Source organism: Lutibacter oceani (genome assembly GCF_003384935.1).
Classification (GTDB): domain Bacteria; phylum Bacteroidota; class Bacteroidia; order Flavobacteriales; family Flavobacteriaceae; genus Lutibacter; species Lutibacter oceani.
Genome location: NZ_QTTQ01000009.1, coordinates 958,106 through 978,386, shown reverse-complemented (window position 1 = coordinate 978,386; position 20,281 = coordinate 958,106). Strand labels below are relative to the sequence as shown.

Below are 20,281 nucleotides of genomic sequence, written 5' to 3'. Positions count from 1 at the left end.
TATGAGATTTATAACTATTATTTTATTTGTTTTATTATCTATAAATATAAATGCACAACAAGTAAAGGTTCTTGAGAGAGAATCAAATTTACCAATTGAAAATGTAACTATATATAACGATAGTAATGATAGTTATGTATATACTAATAATGATGGTATTGCAGATTTATCGGTTTTTAAAAATTCAGATATTCTTTCTTTTAATCACTTATCTTATATTGAATATGAAATTTTAAAACGTGAACTTGGGGTAATTGAATTTGTAGTTTATTTAACCAGAAATGCTGAAATGTTAGATGAAATTGTATTATCAGCTTCAAAAGGAGAAGAAAAAAGAAGTAGAATAGCAGAACAAGTGGCAATAACTTCAAAAGAAGAAATTAAAAGATTGGCGCCTCAAACTTCAGCAGATTTATTGGCAAATTTACCAGGAGTTAGAGTTCAAAAATCTCAATTTGGTGGTGGAAGTCCTGTGCTTAGAGGAATGGAAGCAAATAGGGTATTATTAGTTGTTGATGGCGTTAGAATGAATAATGCTATTTACAGAATGGGACATTTGCAAAATGTTATTACAGTGTCTCCAAATATAATTGAAAGAACCGAAGTTATTTTTGGACCATCTTCAGTAGTTTATGGTTCAGATGCGTTGGGTGGTGTGGTTCATTATTATACAAAAACTCCGAAAATTAGTAACAAAAAAGAAGTTAATACCTCGTTATTTTCAAGATTTAGCTCGGTTAACAGTGAATTTACTACAGAGGGGAATATAGAGCTTAGAAATAAAAAATGGGCATCATTTACAAGTGTTTCACACAGTAGTTTTGGGGATTTAAAAATGGGGAAAAACAGAAATCACGGATTTGATGATTGGGGAAAAGTTTTTGAGTATTCCAATAATTCCAATACCTATTATAGCGAAAACCCTGTTGTTAATTCAAATAATGAAATTGAAAAAAACACAGGTTATAATCAGTTAGATATTTTACAAAAATTAGCCATTCCTCTTTCAGAAAAAAGCGATTTAATGTTTAATTTTCAATATTCTGAATCATCAAATATTAATAGATTTGATAGGCTAACAGAATATTCAGATGGAGCGTTAAAATTTGCTGAATGGTATTATGGGCCTCAAAAGCGTTTATTAGTTTCTTCACAATTAAAAATTAATCCAAATAAAAAATGGTTGGAAAATGGAACTATTACTGCTGCATTTCAAAATATTAAAGAATCTAGAATACAACGAAAATTTACAAGTTTAGAGCGCTCATATAGAAACGAAAATGTTGACGTGTTTAGTTTAAATGGTGATTTTTTTGTGCCTTTAACCAAAGGGAATAATAGAATTTTATCATACGGGTTTGAAACTACTTACAATAAAGTAAATTCTAATTCTTATGGAAAAACATTAGATGTGTACAACAATACAATTGTTGGTTTTACGGAGGATGATTTTATTGTACAATCCCGTTATCCGGATGGTGGAAGCAGCTACACAAGTTTGGCATCTTACATAAATTATCGTCAGGATATTAATAAAAAAACAACATTAAATACAGGTTTAAGAGTTATTAATACCATTTTAAAGGCAACCTGGTTAGATGATACTTTTATTACTTTGCCGGATTTTGATATTTCTCTAAATAATGCAGCGGTAACTGCAACTTTAGGTTTTGCATATAAGCCCTCAGAAAATTGGCAGTTAAATAGTGTAATTTCATCAGGATTTAGATCGCCAAATATTGATGATGTTGGAAAAATAAGAGAAAAATCAGGAAATGTAACAGTACCAAATATTAATTTAAAACCTGAATATGCTTATAATTTTGAAACAAGCGTTTTAAAGTATTTTAACAATAGAAAATTTCATACAGGTTTAAATATTTATTATACACTTTTAAATAATTACATTACACGTGATTATTTTGAAGTTAATAATTCTCCAACAATAATGTACGATGGTGAGGAAGGTACAGTAGTTGCAAATGTTAATAAAAACAACGCATATATTGTAGGAACCACCTTTAGTTTTAGAGGGAATATTAATAATATATGGCACAGTAAAGGCTCGTTAACATATACAAAAGGCAAAACTTACGATACCAAATTGCCTTTATCTTCCATTCCTCCTTTATTTGGAAATTTAGAAATTGGTTTTGAAAAAGAACGTTTTCAGGCAAATTTAAATTGGAAATTTAATGCTAAAAAAAGACTACAAGATTATAATTTAATTGAAGGCATAGATAATGTAGAGCAAACACCTTATAATTCAATTGCTGATAGTTATTATGGAAATCCAAAATGGAATGCTTTTGGAATAAATTCAAACTACAAATTAAATAATAGTTTCACCATATTTTTAAATCTTGATAATATTTTTGATACCCATTATAAAGAATTTGCATCTTCAATTAGTGCCCCTGGGCGCAATGTATCTTTAACTTTATTATTAAAAGTCTAATTAACAACAGATTAAGTATTTTTTATCACAGAACATTCTTTGCTAAGTTAGCAGTTTTATATTATATTTGTCCCATAACACCATAAAACCCCTATATATTATGGCAATAAAACTACCTAAATTAACCCCCCTTATTTTAGTAACTTTACTATTAATAACATTTCCTTTTATTTCTTATTCGCAAGAAATAGGTGTTGAATACCCTTTTGGTACTAATTTAACTCAAGATTCTAATATAGATTTTGGTTCAAATAATTCAGTAGATTTTTATATTTTGAATATAAAAGGAGGGAGCCCATCTACTTTAACTATAGCGGATATAACATTTTCAGGATCTGATTTTAATATCAGTTCAACGAGTGCTTCTTTAGCGAAAGGCGGAAGTAAATTATTCACAATATCATTAAATACATTTTCTTGTGGAAATTTTAATGAAACAGTTACCATTGCGCATGATGGTACCAATGATCCTGATGGATTGTGGACATTTACAGTTACAGCCTCAACTTTACCTGAAATAGATATTTTAAACGGAGCAACTGGAATTGCTGTTGGAGGAACAGATAACCCAACTGAGTTTTTAAATATAGATGTAGGCTCATCCTCAACGCCAGTTACATATACAATTGAAAATAATGGAAATTGTGATTTAGATTTAACAGGGGTTCTAGATTCAACAGCCTTAAGTAATTCAGCAGATTATTCAATAGACTTTAGTTCTACGTCTCCAACAATTTCTTCAGGTAGTTCAACAACTTTTACCGTAACGTTTAATCCAACCGTTGGTGGAGCGCCATTTACAACTGTTACAATACCAAATACAGATTCAGATGAAAATCCTTATACATTTATTATTAACGGTACCTCAATAGCGCCACTTACTGAAGGGCCCGGAGGTGTTGTATCAGATTTAAAAATATGGCTAAAAGCAAATGAAGGTATTACTATAAATGGAGCTAATGGTGTAACAAATTGGGCAACTCAAGCAAGAGGTTCCAATGCTACAGCTCCTTCAGGCTTAGAGCCAACGTTTAGAGATGATCCTAATTATAATATTAATTTTAACCCTGTAATAGATTTTGATAATGATTATGACACAGCGGGTGAAGATTATTCTTATTCAGATACAAATAGGCAAACTCTAATTGGTTCAGAAGGATTTTATACACAAGATTTTTATGTTGTTGTAATTCCAGACGTTAATGTAAATTCTACACTTTCTAGTATGGATATTTTTTGTGGGGATTATGTGCCTGGTACAGATCAAAGAGATGGTTCTGGAATTGGTTTTGGTAAATACTCAATTCGGGTTGAAGATGAATTATTAACCTATGCCGTGGGTACAACTAATACAGATCCTTCAACTCCAATTGCTGATAGAGGGTATGGAATTGCTCACTCAAGTACAATAGAAAGTTATAATACAGTTGGTATTGTTAATTCTAGAAATAATGATGCAGCCATTCCTACTGCAAACCTATTATCTTTTAATTCAAATGAAATAGGAAATTCAGAAGTTGGTCTACCACAATTTGATAATGTAATTAATTCTCGCTTTTGGTTGGGTAGAAGTGAGGCATTTAAGGGGAGTTTTGAAGGGAGAATAGTTGAAGTTATTACTTATTCAGCTAAAAAAGATGACACCAGTCCTACTGATGAACGCAATAAAGTTCAATCTTATTTAGCAGTTAAATATGGTATTACACTTGGTGTAAATGGAACAAGTCAAGATTATGTAGATTCTGATGGAACTGTAATTTGGGATCAATCAGTAAATAGTGGATATAATTATGATATTGCAGGAATTGGTAGAGATGATGCCTCTGAATTAAATCAAAAACAATCTAGAAGTGTAAATAACGCATTGGATGGTGCAACTCGTGGTCAAGGTGTGTTAACAATGGGTTTAACAAACATATACGATACAAATAATTTAAATCCGAATACCTTAAATGATAAGGAGTTTTTAATGTGGGGAAATGATGGTGTTGATTTAGATAATCCTTCTGTAGATGTTGATGTGGATATGAGTATTAATATTACACCCGCCATATTACCAAGCGGAACACCAGTAGAATTCCACGGAATTGCTAGAACTTGGAAAGTAAAAGAGACTGGAGGAGACATACCAACTGTAGAAGTAGCCATTTTGAAAAGCGCTGTTCGAACTGCTGTACCACCTGATGGACGTTATCTTATGTTTATTTCTGATACACCTGTTTTTGACCCTACAGCAGATTATAGAGTTATGACGGAAAGTACCAACGAGCTTGGTGAAGCTATTGTGAAAACTAACTACGATTTTGATAATACAAAGTATATAACTTTTGGTTGGGCTCCTGAACGTGTTTATGAACGATCAATTTATTTTAATGGTACTTCTGATTATATTGATATGGAAGATGCTTTAAATTTGAATACCTCAGAATTTACAATATCAGCCTGGGTAATGAGAGAATCTGGCTCTGCTGATAAATCAGTTTTATCTAAAAGAGATTTAGCATATACAGAAGGTTATGACTTTAAAATTAATAACTTAGGAAAATTTGAAGTTTCCTGGATGAATGGAAGTTTACAAACAATTACCTCAAACACTATAATTCCAGAAGATGAATGGCATCAACTCGCAATAATCTATAATAGTGGAACAGCAAGTTTGTATATTGATGGAGTTTTGGATATAACAGTTTCATCGTTAAGTTCTCCAGTATCTACAACACAATCATTTAATGTTGCAGCAGCAGGAAAAGGTACGTTAGGTAGTTTTTTTAAAGGAAATATTGATGAAGTACGAGTTTGGGATAAAGCTTTAACTGAAGACGAATTGCATTTTATCATGAATCAGGAAATTGAAGACAATACAGATGTTGCTGGTTCTTTTTTTACATTAAAGAGTATTTCTCCAACAAAGAATGATATTAGTGCAGGAATTTTAGATTGGTCAAATTTAAAAGGGTATTACCCAATGTCAACATACACTTATACAAATACCAAAGATGAATCTGGAAACGGACATCAAGGCGCTTTAAGAAATTTAAGAACAGTTGACAGACAAACTGCACCATTACCTTATGTTTCATCAGCAAATACGGATTGGGACACAAAATCCACTTGGGTCAATGGTACTATGCAAACAATACCAGGCTCAAAGTCTATAATTGCTCCAACAGTTGATCGTGATGGTGATAGTGATGTGGATGAAGATGATCGTTTTACAGTAGATTGGAATATTGTTCAAATAAGTTCAAACGTAACAATGAACAATGCTGCTTTACCAGGAGCTAATAATGGAAATAGAAATTTGTTAGGTTTAATTGTAGATGACACTTTTGAATTAACAGCCGAAGGGACTACAAATATGGCAGATGGAACCGATACTGGAAATGGACTAACAGTTACACATTATTTAGGGCTGGATGGAAAAATTGATTTAGAAGGAGGCTCTCAATTAATACAAACCACAGATAGTGATTTAGTTACAACAGCAACAGGAGAATTAGAGCGTGACCAACAAGGTACTGCAAGTAGTTACAATTACAATTATTGGACATCATCTGTTGGTTCAAAAACTGTGGGTAGTACAAACCCAAGTTTTACTATTGGAAACTATTCAAGTAATACAGGAGTTTTATATGATGGTACAACAGGGCTGCCACAAGAAATAATATTTCAAAACCCTTATGCAGCAGCAGATGGAATAGTAACAAGTCCAATTACTTTAAGTAGGTATTGGTTATGGAAATTTCATGGTACAGATGATGACTATGATTCTTGGGTATCTATAGATGAAACTACTTCAATGCTTCCTGGTGAAGCTTTTACAATGAAAGGTGTTTCGGGTACTTCTGCAATAACAGATAATCAAAACTATGTGTTTATTGGTAAACCATATAATGGAGATTTTACATTACCATTAACAAATGGTTGGGATAGGTTAATTGGAAACCCATACCCTTCTGCAATGGATGCTAATGAATTTATATTAGATAATATAAGCGATGGAGCTGGAAGAAATAGTGTTAATGTGTTTAATGGAGCATTGTATTTTTGGCATCATTTTTCAGGAGCTACCCATATTTTAGGACAGTATGTTGGTGGTTATGCAGCTTATACTTTAATTGGAGGTACTCAAGCAATTTCGAATGACATCCGTGTAAATGCAAATGGAGCTTCTGGTAATAGAGTTCCTGAAAGATATATTCCTGTAAATCAAGGGTTTTTTGTTAATGCGTTTTTAGACCCTCTATTAAATGGGTCCACAGCCACAGTTTCTGGAGGTAATATTCAATTTAAAAACAGTCAACGTGTATTTGAACTAGAACGGTTTACAGGAAGTAATAATGGTTCTTTGTTTTTTAAAGGAAGTTCTAGTAAAACAACAAAAACAATGAATAATAATTCTGATACTCGAAAAAAAATAAGATTAGAGTTTCATTCACCCCAAGGTTATTATAGACAGTTGTTGTTAGGAGTAGATGAAAATACTACAAATAATTTTGATATTGGTTATGACGCTCTAATGGCTGATGTGAATGTAGAGGATATGTTTTGGTTAATAAATGAAAGTAAATTTGTAATTCAAGGAGTAAATAACATAAACAAAGATCAAGTATTCCCTATTGGTATTATTGTAAATGAATCAGGATTAATTACAGTTAAAATAAATGAGCTTGAGAATATAAATTCAAATACTAACTTATATATAGAAGATAAATTTACAGGGAAAACTCATAAAATAAATAAAAAGAATTTTGAAATTTATTTAGAATCGGGAGAATATTTAGATCGATTTTCTTTGGTTTTTCAACCAAATTTAAAAAAGTATAAAGAAAACAAATTATTTGAAGGGGTTCTTGTTTACATGAATAATAATATTTCCGAATTAATTATTAATAATATTTCTGAAAGAGAAATTATAAGTATTCAATTATTTAATTATTTAGGTCAAGTTATTAATACTTGGCAAACCAATTTAGAAGAAAGATTTATAACTTTGCCGATTAATAATTCAACAGGAGTTTATTTTGTGCAAATAAATACTTTAAATGGAATTATAAATAAAAAAATAATTATAGAATAACATAGAAATTGATGTCCAATAAAATAATGAAATTTAAACTCCTAATAGTACTTTTACTAGTTGGTGTATTTTCAAATGCACAAAACAATAAAGAATTAGCTAATAAATATTTAACCAAAAGAGGAGAATTAGTTTTTACTTTTACTGCAAATAATTTTCAAGAAATAAAACAATTATCAAGAATTATTTCATTTGATCACGGTCAAAACAGAAATAACCCATTAAAAATAAAAGCCATTGCCAATAAGAAGAATTTTGAAAAGTTTTTAGCATTTAATTTACCATTTGAAGTAAACATTGAGGCAAACGAACCTAAGAATGTGGTCATGTTTGATCCTAAAATTCATAAAAAAGGAGTTTCTGGGAAAAGCAATTATACTTTATCATTTCCACTTACGGCTTATCCAACGTATGCTCAATATGTTGCTCAAATGAACGAATTTGTTGCTGACCATCCTAATATTGCCAGATTGGTAAATATTGGAACAACTCCTGGATCTGCTGCAGGAACCCATGATCTTTTGTTTCTTGTTTTATCCGATAATGTTGCTACAAATGAAGCTGAACCTAGATTAATGTATACATCTTCCATACATGGTGATGAATTAGCAGGATATCCTTCAATGTTGAATTTAATTGATCATTTAATAACTGCATATAATGATTCTGGAAACTCAGATTATGCAAAAGCTCAAAGTTTAATAAATGGTTCTGAAATATGGATTAACCCTTTAGCCAATCCAGATGGAACTTTTAGAACCACAAATGCAGATGTAAATTCATCAATTAGAGGAAATGCGAATGGAATTGATATGAATAGAAATTACCCAGCACCTGATGGTACTTTACATCCTGATGGTCAGCCTTACCAATATGAAACTACTCAATTTATGACTTTGGCAGATACCTATCATTTCGTGTTAGCAGCAAATTTTCATGGAGGAGAAGAAGTATTTAACTACCCTTGGGATTTTACTTATGATAGACCTGTTGATAACGATTGGTGGAGGTATGTTGGTCAAGAATATGCATTAAATGCTCAAAATGATAGCCCCTTAGGTTATTCTGACCCAAATGATCCTGGCCTTTATGACTCAGGAGAATACTTTGATTTTTTAAAATCAACAATATATGAATCAAATCCTATTTTAGGAGTCACCCATGGTGCAGACTGGTATCAGATAGATGGTGGAAGACAAGATTATATGAATTTTGAGCAACAATGCAGAGAAGTAACTATTGAATTATCTCAAACTAAAACATCTCCTTCCCCTGCAAGTGCTATAAATTATGATATTTTAGATATGTGGGATTATAATAAAAACGCATATATCGATTATTTATTACAAGGAACTTATGGATTTAAAGGCATAGTTACTGATAATTCTACAAGTAATCCAATTAAAGCTAAGATAACTGTTGTAGGAAGAGATGATCAACCACTAAGCAGAAATTCATGGGTAGAAACTGAATTGCCACATGGAGATTTTTACAGGTTAATTGAAGCTGGCACCTATGATGTTTTAATTGAAGCTGATTGTTATCAACCAGTTACATTATTAAGTAAGGTAATTACAAATGGAGTTGTTAACGACTTAGGTACAATTTCATTAATCCCTATGGCTGTTAGCGCTCCTACTAGTTTAACCGAAACAAATATTACAGCTGTTTCCGCAACATTAAATTGGGAAGATTTAAATGTTACATCTTATGATATACAATATAGAGTAAATGGAATAGGTGGTTGGATTCTTTCATCATCATCAACTAATTCTTTGGCTATCTCTAGTCTAACAGCAAATACAACTTATGAATATCAAGTTAGAAGTATTTGTGGCGGAGCTATCTCAAGTTATAGTAACTCAAAATTATTTACAACATCGATGGTAAGCTATTGTAACTCTACAGGAGATACCTCAACTAGAGGTATTACGAATGTTACTTTTATAGGTGAAACAACAATTAATAATTCAGATACTGACAATACAAGTGGGTATGAAGATTTTAGTTCTACGCTCTCATCAGATATTGATAAGAGTAAAATTAGCCCTACTTATTCATTATCAGTTACAGCAACTTCAGGTGCAACAGGAAATGATCCATTATTTACTAATGCCTTTATAGATTTTAATGGAGATGGTGATTTTGACGACTCTGGTGAAATTATAAATTTAGGAACTATTCCCAAACAATCAACAGCAATTACTAGTTTATCTCCAGTGACAATTAATATTCCTTCAAACTCAATTATTGGTGCTGTTCGTATGAGAATTTCTTCAAAAAAAGATGTTTATCCCACAAGTTGTGAAAATTTTAGTGCAATAGTAGGTGAAGTAGAAGACTATACAATTAATATTATTGATAGTTCTTTAGGGGTAGAGGATGAATTATTAAGCACATTCAATCTATATCCAAACCCATCAAATATTGGTGAAATAAAATTAACAGTACCTAATGAAATTCAAGAATTTAATATTGAAATTTCTAATTTATTAGGACAAAAAGTATTTTTCACTAAAAAGATGAATCAAAGTAATGAAATTCATTCAATTGATACAAGTGATTTTAAATCAGGAGTTTATATTATAGCAATTACTACAAATTTAGGAAGAGCAACAAAAAAATTGATTATACAGTAACTGTTTTTAAAGATTTAAGATATAATTTTTAACTCAGAAACCTTCTTTCTATATGTAAAAAGGGTTAAAATTTGAATTATTGACATTTAATGGTTTAAATTAATTTTTTTTTAGTAATTTTATTGACTATTAACCCCTCAAAGACAATTAATATGTTAAAAAAAATTACTTTTTTAGCTATATTGGCATTTATGTCATTTAGCTGTCAAACCGATAATGAGTTTGACCAATTACAACAAAACAATTTCGATTTCACTGTTTTAACGAAAGATTTAACAGGATTATCTTCTAGAAATTCTACTACTGCTTGTTATTCAACTCCTTTAATAGCTGGGCAAAATTATGATGCTGGAAGAATTGATGTTGAAATTGTAAACGAGTCAGGTACAGATTATGTGTACATTACTTATATTACCAATAATGAATGGATTATTAAATTAACACATTTATATGCTGGTGATAGAGATGGAATTCCAGAAACTAAAAAAGGAAACCCAAAACCAGGAGTTTTTGAAAAACGCATGGATTATGAGGCCAATGTAATTTCAGATTTTGAAGTTGAATATAAAATTCCTGCAAGTGCTTTTGAAACATGTTTTGCAATAGCAGCTCATGCCGAATTAGCTAAAATTGATGATAAAGGAAATGAAATTCAACGTGAAACAGGTTGGGGTCAAGGAGATCAATTTGAAGGTGATAGCTGGGCTATGTTGTTTGATTTTTGTAAAACAGATTGTCCTGGATATAATGATGATGCCACAAAATAACATAAACTTTTAAAACTAAAAAGCCCTGTAATACAGGGCTTTTTAGTTTTAATTATTCTATTGCTGAATTTACTTAAATGCAGAAATACCAGTAATATCCATACCAGTTATTAGCAAGTGAATATCATGTGTTCCTTCGTAGGTTATAACACTTTCTAAGTTCATCATATGACGCATAATAGAATATTCCCCAGTAATTCCCATTGCACCTAATACTTGACGTGCTTCTCTAGCTATTTTTAAAGCCATATCAACATTGTTACGCTTTGCCATAGATATTTGAGCGGATGTAGCTTTATTTTCATTTTTAAGTGTTCCTAAGCGCCAAGTTAGTAACTGCGCTTTGGTGATTTCTGTTATCATTTCAGCTAATTTTTTTTGCTGTAATTGTGTTGCTGCAATTGGTTTGCCAAACTGTATGCGCTCTTTAGCGTAACGCAAAGCGGTATCATAACAATCCATTGCTGCACCAATTGCTCCCCAGGCAATTCCATAGCGAGCAGAATCTAAACAACCAAGTGGCGCACCTAATCCATCTTTATTGGGTAATATATTTTCTTTGGGAATTTTAACATTATCAAAAATTAATTCTCCTGTTGAAGAAGCACGTAAAGACCATTTATTATGTGTTTCAGGAGTTGTAAAACCTTCCATACCACGTTCAACAATTAATCCTTTAATCCTTCCCTCTTCATTTTTAGCCCAAACAACTGCTATATCGGCAAAGGGTGCATTTGAAATCCACATTTTTGCACCATTTAACAAATAATGGTTTCCCATATCTTTTATTTTGGTTTCCATACCACCTGGATTTGAACCGTGATTAGGTTCAGTTAAACCAAAGCAACCCATCAATTCACCAGTAGCTAATTTTGGTAAGTATTTTTTACGCTGCTCCTCATTTCCATATTTCCAAATAGGATACATTACTAACGAAGATTGAACTGATGCAGTTGAACGTACACCTGAATCACCACGTTCAATTTCCTGCATTATTAATCCATAAGACATTTGGTCTAATCCTGCTCCTCCATATTCTTCAGGAATATATGGACCAAAAGCACCAATTTCTGCCAGGCCTGAAATAATTGAAGATGGGAATTTTGCTTGTTGAGCTGCTTCTTCAATAATTGGAGAGACTTCACGTTTTACCCATTCCCGCGCTGCATCACGCACTAAAAGATGCTCTTCAGTTAGCAAATCATCCAATTGATAATAATCTGGAGCTTGAAATAAATCTTGTGACATTCGTTTTTTATAATTTGGTTTGTACACAAATTTACTAATTAAAATCATTTATTCATTACATTTGTGATAATGAGTTATACCTTAGGAAAAGAAGAAAAATTAAAAAGCAAAAAATTAATTGAGCAATTATTTGCTGAGGGTAAACATGTAAAATCTTTCCCTTTAAGATTAATATATTTACCATTAAATCATAAGGGTACATTTCCAATAAAAGTGGGGTTTTCTGTTCCAAAACGTAATGTAAAATTAGCGGTTAACAGGAATAGAATTAAAAGGTTGATGCGTGAGGTTTACCGAAAAAACAAACATTTATTTATAGAACACATTGAAAATAAATATGTTTTTATGTTTATTTATATGGCAAAAGAAGAAATAAAATACAGCGATTTAGAGTTATGTTTAAAAAAGTTAAACACCAAACTGAAAACTAAAATAAAGGAAGATGAAAATTAAAAAATGGATATTTGGAATATTTGTAGCTGGGTTTATTGCAATTTCTGCAGGGTTTCAATCTGATTTTTTTGAAATAGCCAAACAAATTGATATCTATACTACCATGTTTAAAGAGTTGAACATGTATTATATAGATGAAGTAAATCCAGGAAAACTTACAAGCAAATCCATAAATTATATGCTTGGTAATTTGGATCCTTATACGCGGTTTTATGATGAACAAGGAGTTGAAGATGCAAGAATAAGATCAACTGGAGAGTATGGTGGCATTGGAGCTATTTCTAAATACAACAACAAAACATTTACAATTAGAGAAATATTAAAAAATTCTCCAGCTGAAAACGCAGGAATAAAACCTGGCGATAAAATATTAAAAATTGGAGAAATTGAAGTTAAAGATTTTGAAGAAAGTGGAGTTTCAAGTTTATTAAATGGCTTACCGGGTACAAATGTGAAGTTGAAAATTGAACGTCAAAATAAAACACTTGATATTGAAGTTACACGCAAGAAAATTGATGTTAGTGCGGTTCCTTTTTACACTATGATAGATGAGGAAGTTGGGTATATTTCTTTTGTTAAATTTAATGAAAAAGCATCAGAAGAAGTTAAAAATGCCTATTTAGAACTTAAAGATGAAGGGATGAAAAAGCTAATAATTGATGTTAGAAGTAATCCTGGAGGTTTATTAAATGAGGCTGTTGAAATAACTAATTTTTTTATTCCAAAAGACAAAGTAGTAGTTACAACTAAAGCTAAAACAAAAAAAGAAAGTGCTACTTATAAAACAAGAAGCGAACCTATAAATTTAGAGATTCCAATTACAATTTTAATAAATAACCGGTCTGCATCAGCTTCAGAAATTTTAGCAGGTTCTTTACAGGATTATGATAGAGCTGTAATTATTGGTGAACGTTCATTTGGTAAAGGGTTGGTTCAAAGATATAAGCCGCTTTCTTATGGAACACAAATGAAATTAACAATTTCAAAATATTACACGCCAAGCGGAAGATGTATTCAGGAGTTAGATTACGCAAATAGAGACGATGAGGGAAATATTCCTAAATTTTCTGATGCAGGTAGAGAAACTTACAAAACTGCAATTGGAAGAACCGTTTATGGTGGTGGTGGAATTTTACCAGATATTGATATTGAAAAATCTACAACTACTAAAACTACTGAAACTTTATTAAATTCAGATGCTTTTTTTAATTATGCTACAACCTATTTTTATAATAATCCTGCTATTGCTGAACCTTCAAAATTTAATTTAAAGGAAGAGGATTTTAATGCATTATTGAAATTTTTAGATAAAAATCACGCTGATTTTGAAACCGAAACAGAAGTTAACTTTAAAAAAGCCCTTGAAAAAGCAACTTCCGAAAATTTAGATAAAAATCTTGAAAAAAAATATGTAGAATTATTAAAAGTTATTCAATTGGAAAAAATCTCTGAGTTAGAGAAGAACAAAACTGAGATTTTAGAAAAATTAACAGAAGAAATAGTAAAACGCTATTACTATGTTGAAGGTGTTTATCAACAAAAAGCAGCATTTGACACTACCATTTTAAAAGCTGCTTCCATTTTAAACAACCAAATAACCTATAATAACCTATTAAAAAATTAATTAACCCAACAATTGAACAATTAAACAATTCAACAGAGATATTGTATCTTTGTAAACCAATAATAATTTATGGTACACTCAAATAATCACGAAAGAACTAGAGCGCAAGAATCATCAAATGCAATAGAGCGTTTGTACATTTCTATGCGTCATTTATTTAGCAGAGGTTTTTACAAACCAATGGGAATTTCAGGTGACGCTTTAAGAGAATCGTTATTACTGTTAAGACCAGAAATATATGGCTCAATTGCTGAAGAGAAAGTGGAATTAAACGGACTTATTTATGTTATAGAACGCCTTCCAAAGGGAATTGAAGAATGTAGATTTGTTAATTTAACTTCAGAAGAAGGTTATTCAAAATCTCATTTTAAACCAATTGTTCCTCCCAAAAGAAGAAGGAATTGCTTTAGAATTGATAAAGATCAAATGAACATTGAAGTTACAAGAGGCCGTTCTGAAATCTACGACATTTTAACTCATTTAACCTTTTTGTTTATAGAGTCTCATAAAATTGCAAATAAAGTTTTAATTAGTGACGGAACTGAAACTATAAGAGAATGGAAAAAACTTGAAGATGTTGTACTTCATAATAAAAAATTAACCGGAGATGAACGCGACATAATGTTAGCGCATTTAGCCAGTATATTAGGGCGTACTTTTGAAGAAACTTATAATGTTTTCACACTTTTAAGCGACAAAAATAATCCAGATCGTTTTTTTCAAATTATTTATTGGTTAGGAAATTTAGCCATAAACGAAAAAGTAAATAATTTAAGAAGAGCTATAAATTTTAGTCCAGTTTTACGTGAACGAATTGGGCACCATATTTATGGCGAAATGTGGGCAGATAATATTAAAAATGTATTAAACGAAAACAACTTATTAAATAAACCAATTCATATAATAAGTGCAAATATGCACAGTGTTATGAACTCAATTTATGCGCCAGTTGTATTACCACAGCAAATTAAAGATAATGACACTATTTCATTGTTTAAATTATTAAGTATTGATGATAATGAAGATTTGCGTAAACAAGTAAAAGAATATGCTTCAAATAATGGTTTAATTTATATTAAAGACACTTCTGGAACCAATATAAATGTTCAAATAATTGATACCGAAAAAATTGATATATCTAAAACTATATACACCCTAGAAAATAGTTTGAATGATGGTGAAAAGCCCGTTCTTATTGTAATGGATTATGCTTTTGGTGAACAGGCTTACGAAACTATGGATGAACTTTTAAAACCTTATATTGATAAAGACGGAAAAAAGCATCACTTAAATGTTGATTCTGTTTCAATAATGGGAAAAGCAGGAATATTAGAAGGAGGAAAAGGAGATATTATGATTCCTTCTTCACATATTTTTGAAGGTACTGCTGATAATTATCCATTTAAAAATCAATTAAAAAAGAAAATGTTTGAAGGTTGCGGAGTTGGAGTTTATACAGGTTCAATGGTAACTGTGCTTGGAACATCACTTCAAAATAAAGATATTTTAAAATTCTTTCATGATTCCACTTGGAAAGTTATTGGGCTTGAAATGGAAGGAGCTCATTATCAAAAAGCAATTCAGGCAGCATCAAAAATTAGAGGAAATATTTCAAGAAAAGTACAAGTTAGGTATGCATATTATGCTTCAGATAATCCATTAGAAACCGGAAGCACTTTGGCTTCAGGTGGTTTAGGAACAACAGGAGTATTGCCAACATATGTAATTACTCAAAAAATATTAGAACAAATTTTTTAAATTAAAACTATAAATAGCTTAAAATAAATTTATACAATGAATGTATTAATACTTGGATCAGGAGGAAGAGAACACGCAATGGCTTGGAAAATAGCGCAAAGTAAATTATTAACTAAGTTATTTATAGCACCAGGAAATGCTGGCACAAAAGAAGTTGGAACTAATTTAGAGATTAATCAAGTAGATTTTGAAGCTGTAAAAAGTGCAGTTTTAAAAAACAATATTAAATTGGTAATTGTTGGCCCAGAAAATCCTTTGGTTAAAGGCGTTCATGATTTCTTTTTAAACGATAATGAGTTAAAAAATATTCCAGTTATCGGTCCACAAAAATATGCTGCACAACTTGAAGGAAGTAAAGAATTTGCAAAAGAATTTATGTACCGACACAATATACCAACTGCTGCTTACAAAAGTTTTACAACAGAAAACTTAGAAGATGGATACAAATTTTTAGAAACATTAACTCCACCTTATGTTTTAAAAGCAGATGGTTTAGCTGCAGGTAAAGGCGTTTTAATTTTAAATGATTTACAAGAAGCAAAAGATGAACTTACCGAAATGTTAGCCAATAAAAAGTTTGGTGCCGCAAGTAGTAAAGTTGTTATTGAAGAGTTTTTAACAGGAATAGAACTTAGCTGTTTTGTTTTAACCGACGGAAAGAGTTATGTTGTTTTACCAAGTGCAAAAGATTACAAAAGAATTGGTGAAGGAGATAAGGGTTTAAATACAGGAGGAATGGGTGCTGTTTCGCCAGTACCATTTTTAAATGAAGAATTAATAGAAAAAATAGAAACTCAGGTTATTAAACCAACAATTGACGGGTTTCAAAAAGATAATATTCCTTATGTTGGCTTCGTATTTATTGGATTGATTTTAGACAAGGGAGAAATTAAAGTAATTGAATACAATTGCCGAATGGGAGATCCTGAAACCGAGGTGGTTATGCCAAGAATTGAAAGCGATTTTTTAGAGTTGTTAATTGCAGCTGGTAATAAAGAATTACATACTAAATCTATTGAACTTAAAAAAGAAAGCGCTTGTACTGTAATGCTTGTTTCTGGAGGATATCCCGAAGCTTATGAAAAAGGTAAAGAGATTTTTGGTTTAGATAAAGTTGAAAATTCTATACCTTTTCACGCAGGTACAACAACAAAAGACGGAAAAGTTGTAACAAATGGAGGCAGAGTTATTGCAATTACATCTTACGGAAATAACTTTAATGAAGCGTTAAAACAATCATACAAAAACATTGAAAAAATTAGTTTCGATAAAATGAATTTTAGAACAGACATTGGTTTTGACTTGTAAAAAAAAATTCTTGTTGCGCCATTAAACTGGGGATTAGGACACGCAACGCGTTGTATCCCAATAATTAATGCCTTAATAAAGGCCAATTATGAACCAATTTTAGCAAGTGATGGTCACGCCTTATTATTGCTTCAAAAGGAGTTTCCTTTACTAAGGAGTTATAAATTTCCCACGTATAATATTAAATACTCAAAAAGTGGTAAAAACTTAAAATTTAAGCTACTTTTAAGTATTCCTTCAGTAATTTCAGCGGTAAAAAAAGAACATAAATTAGTTGCTCAACTTATTAATAAAGAAAATATAGCTGGAATAATTTCAGATAATAGGTTTGGAGTTTATAGTTCTAAAATTCCATCTGTTTATATTACACATCAGTTAAATGTTTTATCTGGAAAAACTACTGGAATTACTTCTAAAACACATCAAAAAATAATAAAAAATTTTAATGAATGTTGGGTGCCTGATTTTAAAGATGAACCTAGTTTTTCAGGTAATCTAGGTCATTTAGAAACACATGATTTTAATCTAAAATATATTGGTGTTTTAAGCAGGTTTAAATATGAAAAAAGAGAAATTTTAAATAATCTTTTGGTGTTACTTTCTGGTCCAGAACCTCAAAGAACTTTATTAGAGGAAAAATTATTAATTGAACTTAAAAATTACAAAGGAAAAGTCCTTTTTGTTAGAGGAGTTTTAGATAATAGCTCTAATTTAAGGGTTTCAAATAACTTTAAAATTGTAAATTACTTACTTTCAAAAAATCTTGAAAAAGCAATTAATCAAAGTGAAATTGTAATTGCTCGTTCTGGGTATTCAACAATTATGGATTTAGCTATTTGCGGTAAAAAGGCATTTTTTATTCCAACACCAGGTCAATTTGAACAGGAATATTTAGCTAAAAAATTGAATGATAAATTAATTGCCCCATCTATAAAACAACATGAGTTTACGTTTGAAAAATTAAAGGAAATTGATAATTACCAAGGGTTTATAAAAAATGTTTCTAATATAGATTTAGATCTCTTTAAGCTTTTCGAGGGTAAATGAAAATTCAGAACCTTTACCAAATTCGCTTTTCACAAAAATTTGCTCGTTATGTGCTTCAATAATGTGTTTTACAATAGAAAGTCCTAAACCGGAACCACCTTGGTCTCTGGATCTACTTTGATCCACTCTATAAAATCGTTCAAAAAGCCTGGCTTGATATTCTTTTTTAATTCCTTCACCATTATCAATAACTTTTACTAAAACTTTTGTATCAGTTTTGTCAAAACTCACCATTGTGGTACCATCTTTTTTTCCGTATTTAATGGAGTTTACTATTAAGTTGGTAACTACTTGTTCAATTTTTTCAACATCACCAATAACCATTATTGGATATATATAATGCTTATTAAAATGTAATGAAATACCTCTTTTTTTGGCTTTCATTTCAAGTAAATCAAAAACACCCTGAACCAATTCTAAAATATTAAAAGGTTGTTTATATAAAGTTAAATCAGCCGATTCTAATTTAGAAATTAAATCTAAATCTTTAACAATAGCAATGAGCCTTTCAACACCTTTATTGGCACGTTTTAAGTATTTTTTACCAATTCGTTTATCATTCATTGCACCATCTGCTAAAGTTAATAAGTAACCTTGGACAGTAAATAATGGTGTTTTTAATTCATGAGAAACATTTCCTAAAAACTCTCTTCTATAGCTTTCTCTCATATTTAAATTGGTAATTTGCTTTTGTTTTATTTCTGCAAATTTTTGTACTTCTCTAGAGAGCGCATCAATATCAGATGTAATTGCGGTTTTATGAAAATCGGAAGGGTCTAAAACTGAAACGCTATCATATATTTTTTTGATACGTTTATAGATAAATTTTTCTAAACGATACTGGGTAATAAAAAAAGTAAAAACAAAAATTACACCTGTAAAAAGAAGAAAAAAGGTGGTTTTAAGTGTGATATTTAAATAAAAATAAGCAGAAAAATATAATGAAACCGTTATAAATAGGGTAATAAATATTGAAGTCCAAAAAGCAAATGAATATGTTTTTTTAATCTTCATTAATTACAAATTTATACCCAACACCTTTTACGGTTTTAAAAAAATTATCACCAATTTTTTCACGTAATTTTCTAATATGCACATCTATGGTTCTTCCACCCACAACTACTTCATTTCCCCAAACTTTATCTAAAATATCATCTCTTTTAAAAACTTTATCTGGTTTTGAAGCAAGTAAGGCAAATAGTTCAAATTCTTTTCTTGGTAATGAAAGTTTTTCACCATCTTTAATAATTACATATTCTTCCCTATCAATTATTATTTCACCTACTTTTAATTTGTCAGATGATGAAGTGTTTTGAAATTCATTAACTCTTCTTAATAAAGCTTTTATTTTACTAATAAGTACTTTCGGTTTTATAGGTTTTGTAATATAATCATCTGCACCAACATCAAAGCCTGCCATTTGTGAATAATCTTCACCACGAGCAGTAAAAAATGTAATAAGTACATTTTCTAAACCTTTAGTAGCTCTTATTTTTTCACAAGCTTCTATACCATCCATTTCAGGCATCATAATGTCTAAAATAATTAAATGTGGGTTATTCTTTTTAGCAGAAGCAATTGCTTCAATACCATTTTTTGCGGTATAAATTTTATAACCTTCATTTTTTAAATTGTATCCAACAATTTCTAAAATATCTGGTTCATCGTCAACTAAAAGTATTTTAATATCTGCTTTTTTCATAATTTTTACAAGTTTAATGGTAAAAACATTCAAAAGTAATCATTAATTACTAATACAAAATAGCATAACTAAAGTAATGAAAAGAATAACATTAAGCTAACATTAAAATTACTTAAAATTAATTTTAGCCATAAAAAAGCGACTAATTATTTAATAATTAGCCTATTAATTCGTTTTATGAAAATATTTTTTTATAT

General features: G+C 30.4%; 12 protein-coding genes. 9 read left to right on the top strand and 3 right to left on the bottom strand.

Going from position 1 to position 20,281, the window contains the following annotated elements:
- Position 1: 1 nt before the first annotated feature.
- The 4 genes from BX611_RS04300 (at position 2) to BX611_RS04285 (ending at position 10,944) form a co-directional block, all read left to right on the top strand.
- On the top strand, positions 2 to 2,458 hold the full coding sequence (locus BX611_RS04300) for a TonB-dependent receptor plug domain-containing protein (RefSeq protein ID WP_115878410.1): 2,457 nt from the start codon (positions 2 to 4) through the stop codon (positions 2,456 to 2,458).
- A 100-nt stretch (positions 2,459 to 2,558) separates the two neighbouring features.
- Positions 2,559 to 7,538, top strand: coding sequence for a LamG-like jellyroll fold domain-containing protein (locus BX611_RS04295; protein ID WP_115878408.1), 4,980 nt, complete (start codon positions 2,559 to 2,561; stop codon positions 7,536 to 7,538).
- A gap of 26 nt (positions 7,539 to 7,564) precedes the next feature.
- Positions 7,565 to 10,177 (top strand): M14 family zinc carboxypeptidase, encoded by a 2,613-nt coding sequence (locus BX611_RS04290; RefSeq protein WP_162880032.1) that lies wholly within the window; start codon positions 7,565 to 7,567, stop codon positions 10,175 to 10,177.
- Positions 10,178 to 10,329: 152 nt separating this feature from the next.
- Entirely contained in the window at positions 10,330 to 10,944 is a 615-nt protein-coding gene (locus BX611_RS04285; protein ID WP_115878404.1) for a hypothetical protein, read from the top strand.
- A gap of 69 nt (positions 10,945 to 11,013) precedes the next feature.
- Here BX611_RS04285 and BX611_RS04280 read toward each other — a convergent pair whose 3' ends face one another.
- Positions 11,014 to 12,192 (bottom strand): acyl-CoA dehydrogenase family protein, encoded by a 1,179-nt coding sequence (locus BX611_RS04280; protein WP_115878402.1) that lies wholly within the window; start codon positions 12,190 to 12,192, stop codon positions 11,014 to 11,016.
- A 69-nt stretch (positions 12,193 to 12,261) separates the two neighbouring features.
- Between BX611_RS04280 and rnpA the strand changes: the two genes are divergently transcribed.
- The 5 genes from rnpA (at position 12,262) to BX611_RS04255 (ending at position 18,382) form a co-directional block, all read left to right on the top strand.
- Positions 12,262 to 12,645, top strand: a complete 384-nt coding sequence (gene rnpA, locus BX611_RS04275) for a ribonuclease P protein component (protein ID WP_115878400.1) — start codon at positions 12,262 to 12,264, stop codon at positions 12,643 to 12,645.
- Positions 12,635 to 14,269, top strand: a complete 1,635-nt coding sequence (locus BX611_RS04270) for a S41 family peptidase (RefSeq protein ID WP_115878398.1) — start codon at positions 12,635 to 12,637, stop codon at positions 14,267 to 14,269. Before rnpA ends, BX611_RS04270 begins: the two co-directional genes overlap by 11 nt.
- A 69-nt stretch (positions 14,270 to 14,338) precedes the next feature.
- A complete protein-coding gene (locus BX611_RS04265) occupies positions 14,339 to 16,027 on the top strand; it encodes a DUF6909 family protein (protein WP_115878396.1) in 1,689 nt (562 codons plus the stop codon).
- Positions 16,028 to 16,063: 36 nt separating this feature from the next.
- Positions 16,064 to 17,335: a phosphoribosylamine--glycine ligase gene (gene purD, locus BX611_RS04260; RefSeq protein ID WP_115878394.1), complete on the top strand. Its 1,272-nt coding sequence runs from the start codon at positions 16,064 to 16,066 to the stop codon at positions 17,333 to 17,335.
- A 126-nt stretch (positions 17,336 to 17,461) separates the two neighbouring features.
- On the top strand, positions 17,462 to 18,382 hold the full coding sequence (locus BX611_RS04255; protein WP_317047873.1) for a glycosyltransferase: 921 nt from the start codon (positions 17,462 to 17,464) through the stop codon (positions 18,380 to 18,382).
- On the opposite strand, the gene BX611_RS04250 is transcribed toward BX611_RS04255, so the two are convergent.
- Both BX611_RS04250 and BX611_RS04245 read right to left on the bottom strand, forming a co-directional pair.
- Positions 18,350 to 19,396: a sensor histidine kinase gene (locus BX611_RS04250; protein ID WP_115878390.1), complete on the bottom strand. Its 1,047-nt coding sequence runs from the start codon at positions 19,394 to 19,396 to the stop codon at positions 18,350 to 18,352. The genes BX611_RS04255 and BX611_RS04250 overlap by 33 nt on opposite strands.
- The gene (locus BX611_RS04245; RefSeq protein WP_115878388.1) at positions 19,386 to 20,084 is read right to left on the bottom strand and encodes a response regulator transcription factor; all 699 of its coding nucleotides are present in this window, start codon (positions 20,082 to 20,084) and stop codon (positions 19,386 to 19,388) included. The genes BX611_RS04250 and BX611_RS04245 overlap by 11 nt, the downstream gene beginning before the upstream one ends.
- Between the last annotated feature and the right edge of the window lie 197 nt (positions 20,085 to 20,281).